Raw genomic sequence first — 17,652 nt, forward strand, 5'->3', positions numbered from 1 at the left:
AATGGATGAAATGATTTTTACAACAGAAGAATTAAGCGCTGCAATTACTAATTTGCCAACACGAATAGGTAATCCGAATGACATTAATTTGTTCCGCAGCATTCCAGGCACTACAAAAAATTTCTCTGTGGAATTCTATGCAGAAAGTTCGATTTTAGTACCAACAACTGAATGGGGTGGTGTTGCGCCTAAAAACTCAAGTGGAAAGCGCACAGCTAAGTCTTGGGTTATTCCACACATGCCACTTGAAGACACAGTGCTTGCATCTGATGTGATTGGTGTGCGTGCATTCGGTTCAACCGCTGCAGAAACAGTTCAAGGCAAAGTGCTTGATAAACTGCAAATGATGAAAAACAAAATCGACACTACACTTGCTTATCGTCGCACTAAAGCAAAACAAGGTATTGTCTTGGATGCCGATGGTACAGTGATTGTTGATTACTACGCCGACTTTGGTGTTACAGGTCAAACAGTAGATTTCGAACTTGGCACAGCTACCACAAACGTATTGGCGAAGTGCCAAGATGTAATTGACCTCATTGAAGATGGTTTAGGCCAAGAACTTTATTCAACAGTAGAAGCTGAAGTGGATCGTCAATTCTATGATGCATTAACTTCACATAAAAACGTAAAAGAAGTCTTCTTAAACTGGTCTGCTGCTGAACAGCGTTTAGGTAAATCTAACACTTCAGGCTTTGAATTTGGCGGCATCAAATTCATAGTGAATCGTCATAAAGTTGGTACTGTGCCTTTAATTGGCGTGAAAGAAGGTCATGCTTATCCAACTGGTACTCAGGATGTATTCTTGAATGCTTTGGCGCCAGCTGATTTCAATGAAGCAGTGAATACCTCTGCTTTGCCATATTACGCAAAACAAGACACCAAAAAGTTTGATCGTGGTTTTGATTTGCATGTCCAGTCCAACCAATTGCCTGTGGTTGCTAAACCGAAAGCTTTGGTGAAATTAACCTCAACAAAATAAGGTGTGTTATGTACGCAAGCCGTGATGACATGGTGTTGCGTTACGGCTTGAATCACATCACTCAATTAGAAAGAAACCTTACTGAAAATGAATCAGTAGAATCCTACATACAAGATGCAACCGATATAGCTGATGGCTTCATTGGTGTGATGTATATGGTTCCGCTTGAGTCACCGCCTAAAAATATAACTATTTATATCTGTGATATTGCTCGTTATCTTCTTCATCGCCAAAACCCAAATGAAGAAATAAGAAAGCGATATGAGGATGCTATTAGTTTTTTAAAGCGGGTTTCAGAAGGCAAAGCAACACTTCTAATTAAGAGTGAAGTGACACAGGAAGTAACACGACCCAAAAAGATCAAAGCATCTGCACCAATAGGTACTACTTATCGTGGTGGTGTATTTGGTGACGATGTTTTGAATAACATGCCGAGTATTTAACTATGGCGGACTCAATCCAAATGCATGGTCAGGAGAAGTTGCAAGAGTTTATGCGACGAGTCCTTGATCGTGTAGAAGACCCATCAAAGCTATGGCATGACATCTCAGACCTACTTGTTTTTAATGTTCAGCAACGAATAAAAACAGGCATTGGTACTGATGACAAGCCTTGGCAAAAGTCATGGCGGGCGAAGGTTCAAGGTGGACAGACTTTACGAGACACTGGGCGTTTGTATAATTCAATTTTTGCAAAAGTTCAGGGTAATAAAATCTCTGTTGGCACAAATGTTAAATATGCACCTATCTTACATTTTGGTGGAACCATTAAGCCAAAATCAGGAAAGTATTTAGTATTTAGAACACCTATGGGTGGTTGGAGAAAGATCAAAGCTGTTTATATCCCACCTCGCCCGTATATGGGAATTTCTGTCGATGATTCACAAGAAATACTCTTTGAAATTGAAGAATATTTATACAAGGTTTTAACTGATGCAAAACATTGATAATTATTTTGCGCTAGAAGACGATATTTTGAAACGTATCAAAGCGGAAATACCAGAGGTTGAGGAAATCGTTACGCCATTCAGCGTGGATGATCTCTTTGAATCTATTGTGGGTGATGTGGGAATTGGCATTATTTATGTGGGTGATCGCATCTCTGATACATCGGGAGATGGCAAGGCAAATGCAATCTATCAACAATGGCTAATTGCGCTTGGTGTTTCAGATGCTTCTGCTCAGCAAAGCGAGACAATGTCTATTCGTCAACTAGCTGACCCACATATCAGAAAAATTCTTAGAGCAATGCAAGGCTATCAACCAGATATAGTGGGCTATAAACGCTTTCTGCGGGTTGATGCTGGTGTACCTGTTGGAAAATCCACAGTGTCAGGTCGTGCATTCTTCCCATTCTTATTTGAAGCACAAATGATTAAATCATGGTGACTATGAAAACATATATAGCATTACAGCCTGTAGGTCGCTTTGAAAAAGGCGATATTGTGGGCGGTCTATCAGATGACCAAATTAAGCGATTAGAAGCAGATAAGATCATTGAAGAAGTGAAGCCATCTGCGCAACCAAAACCAAAAGAGGTCAAAACAGATGGCTAAAAAATATATTTCGCTTCAGGGTAAGTTTTACTTATCTGAAATTGCGAATGGTGTTGCTGGCGCTATGCGTCATCTTGGAAACGTACCTGAATTTGAGCTTGAAATCACAACAGATCAGGTTGAACATCAAGAAAGCACATCAGGACAACGCACTACAGATTTTGTATTAACCAAGACAACAGGTGTTAATTTCAAAGGGCAACTTGAAGAAGTAGATGAAGCCAATATGCAATACATCTTGTCAGGTATGAAATCTGAGGTTGCCAGTGTTACAGTTACAGACCAAGTACTTGGAACAATCAAAGTAGGTCAAGAAATCAAACTTGATGGCTACAACTTAACTCAAGTATCTTTTAAAACGGGATCTACGACGATCGCAGCTGATAAATATACGCTTGATGCAATATTTGGTACGATTACATTTAATGAGTTAATTGCGGACCCAGTAACAGCCAGCTTTACCACTGGTGCGGTTAGCCATACAACTATCGCAAGTGAATTCAATAAAGAATACGAGTTGTTCTTTAAGGGAATCAATACTGCAACAGGTGAAAATATGGCTGTACGATTATGGCGTACTAAAAAATCTCCAGAAACTACTTTCCCATTGATTCATGAAGAGCTAGGTCAATATGAAATCTCAGGACAGGCACTTTCTGATACTGAAAATGGTTTAGATCCTACACTTGGTTTATATGGACATGTTGTGACAATTCCAGCAGCATAATTAAGACAACAGGCACAGGGGCGCATAAGCGTCTTTTTTTGTGCCTGCTTTCGAGTAATCAAAATGAATGAGTTTTTTCTAGCTTCGAATAGATATGCATTTAAAGATGAAATTGAAATCCGACAAGTTCTGATGAAAGATTTTGATCAGTGGTCCGAATTTGCTGAGCCAATTAGAATTATGTTCAATAATAATTTTAGTGATGAAGTATTTGTTGATGTTTTTAAAAAACTAAAATTTCAAGTGATCATGGTTGCGTCTTTAGCAACAAATGTCTCAGACTTAGATCCTAAATTATTGGAAAATGAAGGTGAATTACTTGAGTTATTTAAGAGTCTAGTCGAAGTAAATCAAGCATATTTCAATCAAGAAAATAATAATAAAAACGATACCAAGGATAAATACACATGGTTTGATTCATTTCAATTTTTAATTAGTAAAGGGCACAGACATTCGGATATTTTAAATTATAGCTTTGGAGCTTTTAAAGAGTACCTTAAGGCGGCACAGCGAAATGAAAGAAATACATTGTTAAGCGTGGGGAATAGCTTGCGTGTTGCATATCATGCTGACAAAAATGGATATAACAAATATATCGATAGTATGAATAAAGGGTAATTTCACATTGCACAACATCAAAGCAATATATATTCTGTTCAAATAATGAGGGGAATATCATGAAAAAATTATTTTTAGCTTTCATATTTTTAGCTTCTACCAATATATATGCTGCTACTGAAGCACAAAGTGTTAGATCATCAAATAGTTTTGTTAGTAAAGGTGATTCTCAAGGCAATATGATTCAAACACTGGGTAATCCTGAATCTTCCTATGAATATAAAACAAGAGATGCAAACGGGCGTTTAGCTTTTGCTACAGATTACAGCTATACGATTGATAGCGTAAGATACACGCTTACAGTTATTGGTGGAGTTATAACTAGAATTGTTTGGGAGCGTTGATTGTGAAATACCTTGTAGGTGCTCTAATTATTATTGTTTTATTTGTTGGTTATTTTATCAACAAAAGTAATAAAGAGGATATGGCACGATTAAAGCAAGCTGAGGTTGATCAACAGCAAAAAATTAAGAATGAAAAATATACAGCTGAACTAAATCTTAAAATAAAAGAGATTCAATCAAAAATCGATATTGATCAAAATGAAGCAAAGAAGATAATTGAATCTGAAAAAATTTCTAGCGAAGGTAGAAAGTTCTATTCAGATTTAGCTGGACGTTGGGCTGATGCAGTTAAGATCGCAGCATCTACGCCTAGAATGGCTTTGGCTCAACCTGTTAAGGAATTACAAAATATACGAAGAGATTTAGAAGTTAGACAAACTACCAATTATTGTGATGAGACTATTAAGCAGAACCTCTATAAGTCGTTTGACTATGGCGTAGATGGATTCATAGATTTTATGCGAGACAATAAGTTTAAATCAGAAATGAGTAGCGAGTTAAGTTCAAAGTACATGAACAATTCTTTAATCTTAACTGAGTATTGTTATAAGTAGCACAAATGATGATGAGTGCCCCATTTTTTTAAGTATTTTAATTTAATACTTAAAATACACCTACTTGTATATTTACCTATCCTATTTGATACGTTTTTTATACATAAAAACAATAACCACCTTCGGGTGGTTTTTTATTGCCTGCTAAAAAGTTGAGGAATATATGGCTTTAGGATCAATGGATTTTCGCTTAAACCTGTTAGCCAATACTACTGGCTTACAGCAGGGAATGAATGGTGCTAAGTTCGCTGTAAATGCATTGGTTGCTGCAATGGCTGCTGTGGGAGTTGGACTAAGTGTACAAGGAATAGCTCAGGCTGCCGATTCATATACAAGCTTATCAGCACGTATAAATATTGCCACTAAAGATAGTGGTAACTTTAACCAAGCAATGGCTGGTGTCCATCAAGTTGCTTTAGCTACCAATTCAAATCTGACCACAACAGCTGATTTATTCACTCGTTTAAACACTGTGGGTAAAGATATGGGGATGACGCAACAACAAGCGTTAGAACTAACAAAGACGGTTACCCAGGCGATTAAGATTGGTGGTGGCACAGCAGAAGCTGCAGATGGTGCAGTCACTCAATTTATTCAAGCGATGCAAGGTGGTGTTCTTCGAGGTGAAGAATTTAACAGCATCATGGAAGGTGGTTATGGATTAGCTGAAGCTTTAGCTAGAGGCTTAGGTGTAACTACAGGTGAGCTTCGCAAGATGGCTGAAGCTGGCGAACTTTCTTCTGAACGTGTAGTAAAGGCGCTTCAAAGTCAATCCGTATCAGTGCAAGCAACATATGATAAATTCCCAACAACGATTAGTAATGCTTTACAACGAATATCTACAAGTTGGGAGATTCTAATTGGTCAAATGGATCAGGCAAATGGTGCTTCATCTACCGTGGCCCAGTGGCTTGTAATACTTGCCGATAATATTCAAGATCTAGATGTTGTGCTTTATGACATTGGGGAGGGATTTGTCTGGGTTGGTGATCAACTTAAGAAAATTGACCCTGCAACAATTGAGGCACTAAAAACTGCATTGCTTTCAGCTTATGAAGCATTAAAAAACATAGGAAGTGTTTTAGGCAGCACTTTTGAAGTCACCTTTGATTTACTTAATACGGCACTTTCAAGTGTGTTTGATTTCGAAAGTGGTGTTGATGGTTTAACTGATAAAACCAACGGTCTTACAAAACTATTTCAAGCATTAAATGTCGTAATTGGCTTTATTAGTGATGGATTTAGTGGGCTAAAAATTGGTATTAGTTTATTGGCTGGTGCTGTATATGATGTGGCTGCTGCATTTACCTATTGGAAATCTAAACTTCTTTTTGGTGAATACAAAGATGCAGCTTTAAAAGAATATGAAGAATTATCTCAAAAAGCCCAAGGCTATTATCAAAAAGCTTCAGAAGGAGCGCTAGAATTTAAATCCAAAGGAATTGAAGCTCTTGAGTCAATTTCTAAAACTCAAAAAGAAAAAGATGCTGAAATTGTTGCTTCTTCAAAAGTGAAACTTGATCAAATTCTAGCAGACCAACAAACTGAAACGACAGCTAAAAAAGCAAGTGAGGATGAAAAGCTAAAAGCTGTTCAAACATATGCTGAAGCAGCCATTCAAGCCAACAAAGGCGTAATGGATGGTGTATTGCAAGCTGATCTAATTAGTAAAGGTTACATGGTGACTTTAGAGGCATCAGGTAAAGTTGTAGTTACATCAATGCTCGAGGCAAAAAAGGCAACTGAAGATAATGCAAAAGCTATCGAGTTAGCCAAGAAACAATCAATTAAAGCTGAGGAGGATTATCAAACTTTTGTTAAGAGTAGTGCTGCCGAAAGAATTAGCTTAACAAAGCAATTTGAAGAAGCTAGAAAAACTGGGGATTTAAATGCTTTAAAATCTGCGCAAGATGCATTGGCAGCTATAAACACAAAGGAAGAAGAATTAAATATAGCTCGAAAATCGCGATCAGCCGAGGTTGCATCAGGTTTGAAATCTTCCGCTGATGTTGCAAGGAAAGCAGCTACTGCTCTAGATCTAGATTTAGATATTCTATTGAGTAGAATTTCAGAAAAGTTCAAAGCTGGGGAAGTAAATGTTGTTAACTTCTCAAAAAATCTCACAGCTTTGGGAGTTCAGGGCAAGCAAGCTGGTGAAGTCACATATCAAGCGTGGGTAAAATGGTTAGAAACAGCAAAGTCACAAACTGAAATTGATTATGCAAAATCTAAACTTCAAGAATTTGGTGTACAAGGAAAGCTATCTACTGAACAGGTCGCAATGGGAATGCAAGCCATCCGACAAGTTGTTCAGAAATTACCAGATGATCTTAATCCTGTTGAGCAAGCATTTGAACGTCTGGGGATTAAAACTAAAGAGCAGTTAAAGCTTGCAGCCCAATCAGCTTTGGCAGATTTTAATACCATTCAAAGTAGTGGCCAAGCGACCGCTGAAAGTTTAAGACAAGCTTATGAAAGAACCATTCAAGCAGCGATTGCTTCAGGTGATCAAGCTGTAATTGCTCATACTCAAGCAAAAGCTGCATCACTTGGGTTATCTGTTCAAGTTGATGATACAGGAAAGGCAGTTGTACAGTCTTATGATGAAATGAATAAAGCAGCTTCGTCTCATGCTTCGACTGTTTCAAGCGGTGTAACAACTGCCTATCGTGAAATGGGTGCGGTTGCAAGAGAAGAGGCTCAAAATTCAATTGATGCATGGAATGAGGCTTTAAGTGCAAAATCTGAGGCAGAGGCCAGAACGAAAGAGGAAAAATCCAAAAAATCAAATGCCGTTTCAAGTACATCATATACGAAGAGTTATGTACGTGATGAGCTTAAAAAAATGGGTTATGACGATGCTCAAGCAGAGTCAATTGCTCAAAGTATTTTTGGTACCGCACTCGCAAAAGATCAAGATGTTTTGCAAAAGAATCGCAGTCTTGGTGGGCTTACGGATATTTCAGGCATGTTATATCAAGAGCTAAGAAAGAAAGGGTTAGCTGGCTATGATGGTTCAAGATACATCGAACAGGCATTACAGCGTTATTCTGACGGAAAAGGGCAATCAACAATGCAATCATTAGCGCCAAATGTTTATGCAGAAACTCAGAAGAATACTTCAACTGCACTTTCAAGCAATTCTGATCCAAGTAAGACAGTTAAATATAGTTTTAATTTTAATGGGCAGAATATTTCCTTGACGGGAAATGCGAGTCAAGAAGGCGCACTGAACGAACTGTTTAGACAGCTTGAAACAATTAAAAAGAGTAGTTAAACCATGAAATTAAAACGTATATCTACACAAGAAACCGTCACACTATCTGACGGTTTTTTATGGTCTGATGAATTTGATTGGAATCCAATTGAACAGAAACAAGATCGCGCAGTAGATGGAGCCTTGATTATTCAGGAGGGTAAGAAGAAATCGGGGCGTCCGATTACTTTGACAGCAGATAAAAATATGGCATGGCTCAAAAGACATATTGTTAGCAAATTAAAAGACTGGTCAATTCTTCAAGAAAAATTTGAACTTCAATTTAACTATTTTCATGACAAGCGCACGTTCAAGATTGTTTTTAATCATCAAGATAAGGCAATTGAAGCAAATCCTGTGCTTGAGCATCCGACTGTTTCTGAAGATGACGAATATAACGTGACACTAAGATTTTTGGAGATAAGCGATGCCAATTGAAACTAAAGATTTGGTGATTTATGAGCCCGAACGACTTACTGATAATGATGATGGTGGTGGAAAATATAATGGTGAAATCATTGTTGATGGTTTAAGTAATAATCTTTTTGATGATATTTCAGAATTAGACCGAACCATGGGAAATGTATCTTTAAGAAAGATTTTTCCAGCTGTCACAACTGCTGACACAGATAAGCTTATGGGCGCCACGGTATTCGTATCTGAATTGCCGAAAGATCCAAATGTATCAGCACTATTGTTTAGTACAAAGAGTTGGACAGATCAACGCAAGTCAGCGCAGAACCGCATTGAAAATTATTTGGCTAAAGGTGGTCAAATGGCTGGCATCCCACAGGATACACACTATCAGGGTATGAAGACTCTTCAAGCAATTATGTTTCCGCAAGAAGTAGAGTCATCTGTGGGTGATACGATTGTACTCGTATCGAATGAAGGTAAAGCACTGCAACATGAGCAATATGTGCGAATCACTAAGGTTGAAACTCGTATTGCAATCATGATTGTAGATAGCAAACAGGTTGAATATAAGATTGCCACTTACTTATTAAGCGATCCACTTGATCAAGATTATGTTGGACTTTCTGTTAAACAATGGTATTCAGGTGAAAAGAGTCAAACAATTATACGTGACACCCTTGTTGCTGATACAGGATTGTATTATTCATCCAAAAAACTAAAGACAGACGCGCAATTAGGTGAATACACAGTCAATGTTGGCGATGTGTTTACTCAGCTTATTCCATCAGCGCAAACAGAATCACCAATTGTCGATGTGAATGCTGCAGGTGAGAGTGTGGTTTTAGTACCAGGTAATTCAGGCGCAATTTCTGCTAATTTTTCTACAACAATTGGTACAAGCCAAAACCTTTACATTGGTTCCAGCGTAATGCCTTCAAGTGTTTCATTCACTTTATTTGGTCAGCAAGTTATAGACCAAGGCGGATTGCTTAAGAATGTGCAAGGTGCTCAGGTTGGAACGATTGATTATCAACGTGGTTTAATTCAATGGTCAGCATCCGCAGGGACTGGAAGCACAACATTAGTTATTACATTTACACCTGCTGTTGCGCCTAGCCAATATTTTCAAAGCTATTCCATTCCAGTTACTCAAAATAATCAAAGCACAAACTGGACAGGGGTTTTAGTACCAATTCCTGCACCGGGTAGCTTATCCATTTCATACATGGCTCAAGGTAAGTTCTATGAATTAAAAGATGATGGCTCTGGACAATTAAAAGGTTCGAGCACATCGTTTGGTTCTGGACGAATTAATTATGAAACTGGATCTTGGACACTGACAGCTGGTGCTTTGCCTGATGTTGGCTCACCAATTCTGCTGCTTTGGGGCACACCAATTGTTACTTTCGTACGCTCTGGATTGCCAGTCAACAAAGCTGTATTTGCATTTCAGTTAGATAAAGACAGTATTGCACCAGGTGTAACAGTTGATTGGTTATTAGAAGGTGTTGCAAAAAAAGCAATCAGTAATGCTCAGGGAAAATTTACAGGAGATGCGACAGGCTCAATTAATTACACAACAGGTATTGGTGAAATCATTCCTTTGAAATTGCCTCAAATGAATACTGCTTTTGTTGTTACTTATAATTATGGAACAGCCCAATCGCAAACAGTTTCGAATGTTAATCCAGATACAAGTCAAAAATTAACTTTCACAATTGGTACAGGCTCAACACTCCAACCTAATAGCATATCTCTAAAGATTCCTGTCGAATCTACAGATAAAGCAGTGACGGATTTCGTAACCCTTACTGATGTGCCCATTACTTCAACATTGGGAAATCTAGTGGATAGCCAATCCAGAGTTCAAGGTTCAATTAACTATTCAACAGGGCTTGTGGAAGTTACACCAATATTAACCAGAAAAGAATTCGTGTTGGTTTATACAACAACATCTGTCTTTGGTTCAAATTAAAGCGAGGAAATATGGCATTTTACTCTCCACAAACATCCAGTATTGATGATAAAGATATTGAGCTCAAGGCATACACCTCTGTGAATGTTCAAGTTGTATATCGTGATACTTCCGGTTTGAATGCTACGACAGAAAATGTGATTGCCGAGAAAGTTAAGTTTGATCTATCTTCAGGATATGATGAACAAATTTTAAATGGATCAGTCCGTTTCAAAATAGGAAATGATACTTTTCTTGATCGCACAGGCACTTTATATCGAAATGTAGATCCAGCGACAAATAGTGGTATTGCTTCTGGTGTGATTTATTATGGCAATGGTGTTGTTGAACTCGATACGTGGACGCCAAACATCGACAATACTGTTGTGCTTCAATCATTAACAACGACAACCGATCTACCACCAGTTAATAAGCTCAGTTTCAGAACGCCAATCATTCCACTTCGCCCACAATCTTTAACTGTTGTAATTTCTTCATTGGATTTTGGTCAGATGACTTTAACAGCAAATGAAAATGGAGTAATTGAAACAAGTAGGGCACATGGAAAGATTAATTATAATACTGGTTTTGTAGAGATTTATTTTTACACTAAAACTGAAATCACTGTAGCGAATCGACCTGAAATCGAGGCTAAACCTTGGTATGACCCACTACTTGAATATGAAGAGTTAGCTAAAACATATCTGAATGTGCCTGTGTGGATTGATGCATCATCTGCGCGATATAACGCTGTAGCTTATACCTACATTCCCTTAGATGCTGAAATATTGGGTCTATCAGCAACTCGCTTGCCGCTTGATGGTAGAGTACCAATCTTTAGAATTGGGGGTATTTGTGTTGTTAGTGCGAGTAAAGATTATGTAATGCCAGATCATGTAGCAGGTAAAACTTATCAGTTGCCTGAACTTCGTATTTCTTGGTGTGAATTGACTGATTCAAAAGGGGTTAAAGTGCCATTTGATCAATATGTAGTTGATTATGATTATGGCAAATTTACGCTTTCAGGTGACTTTGCGATAAATGCTCTTACACCACCTTTGACTGCTCAATATCGTTATCAAGATATGGGGTTATTGCGTGACGTTCAGATCAATGGGCAACTTACATTTACTAAGCAACTCACACATCACTATGATGCAGAAAATACCATTGTAGGCTCAGCTCTAGTTATTGATGAGATGCAAGCACGTTACACTCAAAAGTTTGTTCAACAGACCTGGAATAATGTTTGGGCAGATGAGGCATCAAGTGGCGTAATTTCCGCAAATTATAATGATGCAATTTATCCTATCCAAATGACGAATAAAGGTGCGATTCAAGAGCGATGGGCGATCGTGTTTGTAAGTGGTACAACTTTCAAATGTATTGGTGAATATTCAGGTGAGGTTGGTACAGGAAGCACAAATACTGATTTTGCCCCAATCAATCCAATTACTTTAGTCCCATACTTTGTAATTAAAAAGGAAGGTTGGGGAGCGGGTTGGGCGAATAGCAATGTTTTACGCTTTAACTCAATCTCTGCAATGTACCCGATCTGGACAATACGCACTGTTAAACAATCAGAACCAACTGAACTGACCGATCAATTCCAAATCATGCTTCGTGGTGATATTGATCGAATTATCTAAACACATTCTACAGAGACCGTATTAGCGGTCTTTTTTATAGGCACAATAATGATGAAACAAACTCAAACAAAACTTATGGAATTATCAGATGTAGGCCTAGATTTTTGTGCCGGTTCTAAAAATTTATTTCCTGATCGCTTCAAGAAAATGTTGGCCACTGGATACAATACTCAAACTGTTTCTTCAGTGGTGGTAAATGGAAATCAAGTTGTCTTAACTTATGGGGTAAATCATGGTTATGTTGCTGACCGGGTGCTTAAAATTAATTCACCTAGTATATTAGGTGAATATGTGATTGATAGTGTTACAAGTAATACGGTCACCTTAACCATTGATAATGCGCCAAATAATATCACAGGTGGATTTACAACATATGTCGCGCCTCTTGGTATGCAAATAGTTTACGAGCAAACCAATATTCATATTTATAAAATCAAAGCATTGGATGAGTCTGAATATTTTATGCGAGTGGTATTTCAGACTGCTTTAAGCCAAAGAAATAGAATCGGTATTTCTATAGGTAAAACAGCTGATCTTTCAACTGGAAAAATTACTGATACAAATGCTAGTCAGGATTATGTAAGCCTAAATACAGCATCAGCCCCATTCGCTCTTGAGTTTGGTGGTGCAGCTTCCAGTGCAGCAAATGATTTTACCTATACTCAGGGTTTTTCCACTTATGGGAAATGGGTGGTGGTTGGAAGTCCTTATCATTTTATTATGTCTGGAAAAATTGGTGTTGGGGGATATGTGAATAGATTTAATGCAATCTTGCCCGTATTCAATATTGGTTATAGTTCGCTAAATTCTCACATTGTTATAGGGGAAATAAGTTCACAGCCCCTAACAAGTTCTAATGCTGGTGATGGGCAGAACGAGGGTGCTCGAGGAGCAGCATATCTTGGAAAATTCAAGGTTGCTTTGAGGGAGTTTGGAGCAATTGACTATACAAGCCAAATATTGGGTATTACAGACAATGCGATTTCAAGTTTTTTACCCGAATCAATTGATACATTTAATACTTCAACTGCAAAAAATATTTTCGTTTACGATGTTGGAACAGGACAAAATTTAGGAGTCGTATCTGGTGGGGCATATGTTGTCTATACTAAAAATACAAATGCACCTTCAAAGGACACTCTGCCAGCATTAATCTCAGAAATTGATTTGAGCACAAAAATTTACTTGTGTGGCATGGCGGGTGGTAATGGAGTTAATAATTACTTTGCTGCTCCTATTGAGGAGATCAAAATTGTCTAACATTAGAATATTACGATGTTTTTATGGAGGGTACATCCCTAATTATCAAAAGTTGAAACAACTCGGTTATCGAGTAGTTAAACAACCAAAACTTATAATGTTGTTTTTAAATTCAGATCAAGGCTTCGGGCAAATCAAGGGGACAACTAAAAAGCTAAATGTGATTTATCCAGGTGTAGAGGTTTGTGTATTTAAGCGAAGTAATAAACAGCTTTTATGGACCACCTTATCTAAGTCAGACGGATCATATACTTTTAGAAACCTAGCTGTCGGACTTGAATGCTTTATAACTGCATTTGATCCTAAGCGAGAGTATAACGCGGTAATTGCTGATGGAGTAAAAGCGAAATGAGTGCAGTAATACCATCAATTGAAGCTGGGCTTACGCAACTTCAAGCTCTGACAAACTATATTGATCAAGGTAGCGAAAATGCTACCTTTGTTTTTTATAGTAGTACTAAGCCAGCAAACACCACTATAGAAGCTGATGAATCAAAGCGTCTGGTTACAATGACATTGCCCAAGCCATGTTTTAAGAAATTAAATGCAGACAGCATTGAACTACAACAAACTGATGCAGCAATCGTGCTGAGAAACGGTACTGCTATTTTTGCTCGTTTATTTTCAGCTGCAGGCAAAGCGGTTGCTGATTTTGAAGTGGGTTCTCATATCACTTTAAACAATCCAACTTTGGTGGCTGGCTCAACATTAATGCTCAATTCCATTGTTTTAAAACCAACACTTCAATAATAAAAGGGGTGTAGATGTGCCAAACTATACGCCACCTGATCCACTGCAAACCAACCTTAATTTTAAAGATGAACTTCAGAGCGTTGATGCTCATAATCTTGTTTTAAATTTTGGTTTAGACGAGATACAAGTAGTCTCATTAATTGCTGAAATTTGCACAGCATTTAATTCAGAAATTTTTGCTGAGAGCTTCACTTTAAATCTTCTTGATGCCGAATTGCAGACGGGCTTTAATGCTGAAATTGAAGTGCTTCAAGGCCAGTTTAGTCAGCTGGTGTGTGAAGTTTCATCAAGTTTTATTGCAATAATTGAAGCCACTAGAATTGATCAGTTCTGCACAATTGAGGCTGACTTTAATACAAGTTTCTCCCCAAGCTTAAATGCACAATTTGATATTAATTTTAATCTAGGAGTCTTTGCTGAACTTAGTGCAAATTATCAACTGACCAAGCAAATCTTTAGAAATAATGGACTAAAGTTTTCAAAACCCATTCTTAAGGCGCTCAATAGTGCCTTTTTTTATGATCATGGTTTAATCATTATTCATGAATCAAAGATTAAACACGATCAAGCATCAAGTCTAAGCCATTCTATTAAGTTGATCATTGAAGAATCTACAGGATTGAAATCAGATTCATGTATTGCTTGGCAAGATAATCAACGAATCAAAATAACGAAATCTTTGGTTTTTAATGAGTCCAATAAATTACATGTTCAACGGTCTATAGATTGGGTTGAATTGGTTCGTAAACGTAAGCAGTTTACTTATAATTTTGAAGTCGCACAGCACTTTGAAAGGCAATATCAAATCGATTGGGATAAAGGCTTGGAGCTAGTTACGACTTGTGACTTTGCTTGGGATAAAGCCAAGCCAGTACATTATAGAAAACACTCTATTACACCTTGGCCAGAACCTGAAAAACCGCAGTTTGAGGGTGATACAGATTTTAATTTTGTTTGTGCTTGCACTGATTTTGATGCTTACAATCTCATATTAAATTTTGGTGTTGATGAATGTATTCCCTCAATTGTTAATAAAAATTGGTGGTATATCGTGAATGAAGTATCGATTGTTAATACACGTACAAATGAAGAAATTAAGGTGCTTAATGGCTCTTACAGCACTGATCGTAGTCGATGGTGTTGGTCATACAGCCTGACAGTTACAGAGCCTGAAATGACAAAACTTGAAAAAGGAGATGTATTGAAAATTAATGTGAATGGGAATATTCACATGATGATGTATGAAGAATATTCAAAATCTCAAAAGTTTGCTGATATTACATACAATTTAACTGGACGAAGTCAAACAGCACTTCTTGAAAGTAAATATTCACCTGTACGCTCTTATTTACAAGAAAATGAGCGAACTTCAGTGCAACTTGTTCAAGCTGAATTAGATCGAGTGAACAGTGAGACTGCATTGAATTGGCAGCTTATTGATGAGCTTGGCTGGATTGTTGAAACCGAAAGCTTGAGCTATACAAATCTTGCGCCAATTGATGCGATTAAGCTTATTGCTGAAGCTGGGGGTGGCTTTGTATATAGTGAAAAGGGAAGTAATACACTTTCAATCAGACCACTTTATAAAAAGACTTTTTGGGATACTCTAAATTTAGATGACTATGATCGAAATTTACCCGAAAGCATTGTGATTCAACATGGCGATAGTTTTGATGAGTTGCTGGATTTTAATGCAATCACATTAACAAATCCTAGAAATGGCAATGTTGGTCAGATCCGCAGACGCAACACTGCTGGTGATATTTTATTAGAGCCTGTAAGTAATCCTTTATTCAATGCTGTAAGCATGGGGGGATTTGGTAAATCTAAACTAGCCAAATCAAGCAATGTTGAATCTCATGATTTTGATTTTCCAATTACTCGTGAAATTGGTGAGTGTGTACCGGGTGAAATCTTGGCATTTAATGGTGAGTGGTGGGGCACAGTTGATGCAGTAAGTGTTTCATTTAATTATGCTGTTGTGAGCCAATCAATTAAGGTGGAGCGCACAGTCAATGAGTAATGCACTAAAACGATTAATGGATTTGATGCCTAAAACACCAGAATTTGTAGGTGTAATCACCTCATCAAATCACCCAAATTACAAAGTCTTGGTTTCTGACAATTCAGGTCTAGTGATGTGCACCAGTTCTGTTGAATACAAGACGGGTGATCGAGTATTTATCTCAAATAATGAAATCAAAAGATCTGCACCGCAGGGCACTGTGGTACAGATAGAAGTTTGAATTATCTATATATGGGCACCCAACCGGGTGCTTTTTTATTGCCAAAAATAGGGGGTATCAATGGCAGATAATCAACAAATTGTAGAGGCTTCAACTGGTGTGGTAGCTGGCAAAGTTATCACATATAGCGGCAGTGCTGGCGGTGCTCTAGCTTGGTTCGCCTCATTGGATATAGCGTTTTGGTTCAGTATTTTGATTGCGATTGCAGGCTTAATCATGAACTGGTATTACGCGCGTAAGAAAGATAAACGCGACGAACTAGAGCACAAGGCCTATATCGCATCACTTCAAATCAAGGGGAAGATTGATGTCAAACAAGACTAAAATCATAGTAACAACATTAAGTGCATCAGCGCTTTTTTTTACATCTTTAATTGGCTATGAGGGGTACAAGTCAAAGCCATATTTAGATAGTGCTAAAGTGGCAACGATCGGTATCGGTTCTACTCAGTACGAAAATGGCACTAAAGTCAAAATGACTGATAAGCCCATTACAAAGGAACGTGCTGTTCAAATTGCCAAATCTCACATAGCTAAAGACGAAGTAGCATTTCGCAAGTCATTATCAGGCGTAAAACTCACTCAAACTGAATATGACGTGTACTTAGACTTCGTTTACAACTATGGTCAAGCAAATTGGAATGGCTCATCAATGCTTAGAAATCTTAAAGCAGGGCAGTATAAGCAAGCCTGTTCATCATTGCTGAAATACAAATACGTTGCAAAGCGTGATTGCTCTATTCGTTCCAACCGTTGCTATGGCGTTTGGACACGCCAACAAGATCGATATAACAAGTGTATGGGGGTGCAATGATGCAGGCATTTTTGGCAAAGTTCTATGAAACCGTCATTATCGCAATGGCGGTTTTTTTATTGTTGGTCATAACTGCGTTAGGCATTCAATCATGGCGTGTAAATCATTTTAAAAGTGAATTTACATTGCTAGATGCAAAATACAAAACCGATGTTGCTGAAGCTAAAGCACTGGCAGAACAAGCCAAAGCCTTAGCCGCAATCAAAGAGAAACGATGGTTTGAACAAAAGTTAAAAGCGGAGCAAAACTATAATGCCAAAATTAAAAAAATTGAGTTTGATAGTCGCCTTGCTAATTCCAGCGCTAACAGCTTGTCAAAGCAGCTCAAAATTGCAAGCAGTCGCTTGTCCAGCGCTTCCAAAGAAACCATCATTGAATACGTCGATACCAGCAATGACTTATTCGAAAAGTGCATCACTGAATATCGAACAGTGGCAGAAAAAGCTGATGGACACGCAGCTGATGCAGAAAGATTGAGGGAGGAGTGGCCCTCTGAGTGAGGGCGAATTCGCATAATCCCCAT

21 protein-coding genes are annotated in these 17,652 nt (G+C 37.9%); all 21 read left to right on the forward strand.

From position 1 onward, the window contains the following. The first annotated feature begins 1 nt into the window (after position 1). The 21 genes from PYV58_RS07530 to PYV58_RS07630 all read left to right on the forward strand — a co-directional run bounded on the left by PYV58_RS07530 (position 2) and on the right by PYV58_RS07630 (position 17,629). A complete protein-coding gene (locus tag PYV58_RS07530; RefSeq protein ID WP_275059770.1) occupies positions 2-982 on the forward strand; it encodes a major capsid protein in 981 nt (326 codons plus the stop codon). Positions 983-990: 8 nt separating this feature from the next. Further along, positions 991-1,425 carry a DUF1320 domain-containing protein gene (locus PYV58_RS07535; protein WP_275059771.1) on the forward strand — a complete coding sequence of 145 codons (435 nt, stop codon included), beginning with the start codon at positions 991-993 and terminating at the stop codon, positions 1,423-1,425. 2 nt (positions 1,426-1,427) lie between these two features. Further along, positions 1,428-1,928 carry a phage virion morphogenesis protein gene (locus PYV58_RS07540; RefSeq protein ID WP_275059772.1) on the forward strand — a complete coding sequence of 167 codons (501 nt, stop codon included), beginning with the start codon at positions 1,428-1,430 and terminating at the stop codon, positions 1,926-1,928. After that, complete coding sequence (locus tag PYV58_RS07545; protein WP_275059773.1) at positions 1,915-2,370, forward strand: hypothetical protein; 456 nt, start codon at positions 1,915-1,917, stop codon at positions 2,368-2,370. The genes PYV58_RS07540 and PYV58_RS07545 overlap by 14 nt, the downstream gene beginning before the upstream one ends. Positions 2,371-2,372: 2 nt before the next feature. Beyond that, positions 2,373-2,537: a hypothetical protein gene (locus tag PYV58_RS07550; RefSeq protein ID WP_275059835.1), complete on the forward strand. Its 165-nt coding sequence runs from the start codon at positions 2,373-2,375 to the stop codon at positions 2,535-2,537. Beyond that, positions 2,530-3,264 carry a hypothetical protein gene (locus tag PYV58_RS07555; RefSeq protein ID WP_275059774.1) on the forward strand — a complete coding sequence of 245 codons (735 nt, stop codon included), beginning with the start codon at positions 2,530-2,532 and terminating at the stop codon, positions 3,262-3,264. Before PYV58_RS07550 ends, PYV58_RS07555 begins: the two co-directional genes overlap by 8 nt. Positions 3,265-3,327: 63 nt before the next feature. After that, entirely contained in the window at positions 3,328-3,882 is a 555-nt protein-coding gene (locus PYV58_RS07560; protein WP_275059775.1) for a hypothetical protein, read from the forward strand. A gap of 59 nt (positions 3,883-3,941) precedes the next feature. Continuing rightward, on the forward strand, positions 3,942-4,226 hold the full coding sequence (locus PYV58_RS07565) for a hypothetical protein (protein WP_275059776.1): 285 nt from the start codon (positions 3,942-3,944) through the stop codon (positions 4,224-4,226). A gap of 2 nt (positions 4,227-4,228) precedes the next feature. Next, entirely contained in the window at positions 4,229-4,780 is a 552-nt protein-coding gene (locus tag PYV58_RS07570) for a hypothetical protein (RefSeq protein ID WP_275059777.1), read from the forward strand. 163 nt (positions 4,781-4,943) lie between these two features. After that, the gene (locus tag PYV58_RS07575) at positions 4,944-8,057 is read left to right on the forward strand and encodes a tape measure protein (protein ID WP_275059778.1); all 3,114 of its coding nucleotides are present in this window, start codon (positions 4,944-4,946) and stop codon (positions 8,055-8,057) included. A 3-nt stretch (positions 8,058-8,060) separates the two neighbouring features. Continuing rightward, on the forward strand, positions 8,061-8,474 hold the full coding sequence (locus tag PYV58_RS07580) for a hypothetical protein (RefSeq protein ID WP_034614464.1): 414 nt from the start codon (positions 8,061-8,063) through the stop codon (positions 8,472-8,474). Then, positions 8,464-10,428 carry a hypothetical protein gene (locus PYV58_RS07585; RefSeq protein WP_275059779.1) on the forward strand — a complete coding sequence of 655 codons (1,965 nt, stop codon included), beginning with the start codon at positions 8,464-8,466 and terminating at the stop codon, positions 10,426-10,428. The genes PYV58_RS07580 and PYV58_RS07585 overlap by 11 nt, the downstream gene beginning before the upstream one ends. 11 nt (positions 10,429-10,439) lie before the next feature. After that, positions 10,440-12,056, forward strand: coding sequence for a hypothetical protein (locus PYV58_RS07590; RefSeq protein ID WP_275059780.1), 1,617 nt, complete (start codon positions 10,440-10,442; stop codon positions 12,054-12,056). 48 nt (positions 12,057-12,104) lie between these two features. Continuing rightward, complete coding sequence (locus tag PYV58_RS07595; protein ID WP_275059781.1) at positions 12,105-13,316, forward strand: hypothetical protein; 1,212 nt, start codon at positions 12,105-12,107, stop codon at positions 13,314-13,316. Next, positions 13,309-13,668 carry a carboxypeptidase regulatory-like domain-containing protein gene (locus PYV58_RS07600; protein WP_275059782.1) on the forward strand — a complete coding sequence of 120 codons (360 nt, stop codon included), beginning with the start codon at positions 13,309-13,311 and terminating at the stop codon, positions 13,666-13,668. The genes PYV58_RS07595 and PYV58_RS07600 overlap by 8 nt, the downstream gene beginning before the upstream one ends. Continuing rightward, the gene (locus PYV58_RS07605) at positions 13,665-14,066 is read left to right on the forward strand and encodes a hypothetical protein (RefSeq protein WP_275059783.1); all 402 of its coding nucleotides are present in this window, start codon (positions 13,665-13,667) and stop codon (positions 14,064-14,066) included. Before PYV58_RS07600 ends, PYV58_RS07605 begins: the two co-directional genes overlap by 4 nt. 16 nt (positions 14,067-14,082) lie before the next feature. Next, positions 14,083-16,092: a hypothetical protein gene (locus PYV58_RS07610; protein ID WP_275059784.1), complete on the forward strand. Its 2,010-nt coding sequence runs from the start codon at positions 14,083-14,085 to the stop codon at positions 16,090-16,092. After that, a complete protein-coding gene (locus tag PYV58_RS07615) occupies positions 16,085-16,315 on the forward strand; it encodes a hypothetical protein (RefSeq protein WP_275059785.1) in 231 nt (76 codons plus the stop codon). The genes PYV58_RS07610 and PYV58_RS07615 overlap by 8 nt, the downstream gene beginning before the upstream one ends. 60 nt (positions 16,316-16,375) lie before the next feature. Beyond that, positions 16,376-16,639, forward strand: coding sequence for a holin (locus tag PYV58_RS07620; RefSeq protein ID WP_275059786.1), 264 nt, complete (start codon positions 16,376-16,378; stop codon positions 16,637-16,639). After that, complete coding sequence (locus tag PYV58_RS07625) at positions 16,623-17,129, forward strand: lysozyme (RefSeq protein ID WP_275059787.1); 507 nt, start codon at positions 16,623-16,625, stop codon at positions 17,127-17,129. The genes PYV58_RS07620 and PYV58_RS07625 overlap by 17 nt, the downstream gene beginning before the upstream one ends. After that, a complete protein-coding gene (locus PYV58_RS07630) occupies positions 17,126-17,629 on the forward strand; it encodes a hypothetical protein (RefSeq protein ID WP_275059788.1) in 504 nt (167 codons plus the stop codon). The genes PYV58_RS07625 and PYV58_RS07630 overlap by 4 nt, the downstream gene beginning before the upstream one ends. Positions 17,630-17,652: the final 23 nt, after the last annotated feature.

It is taken from the genome of Acinetobacter sp. TAC-1 (genome assembly GCF_029025845.1).
Classification (GTDB): Bacteria; Pseudomonadota; Gammaproteobacteria; order Pseudomonadales; family Moraxellaceae; genus Acinetobacter; species Acinetobacter guillouiae.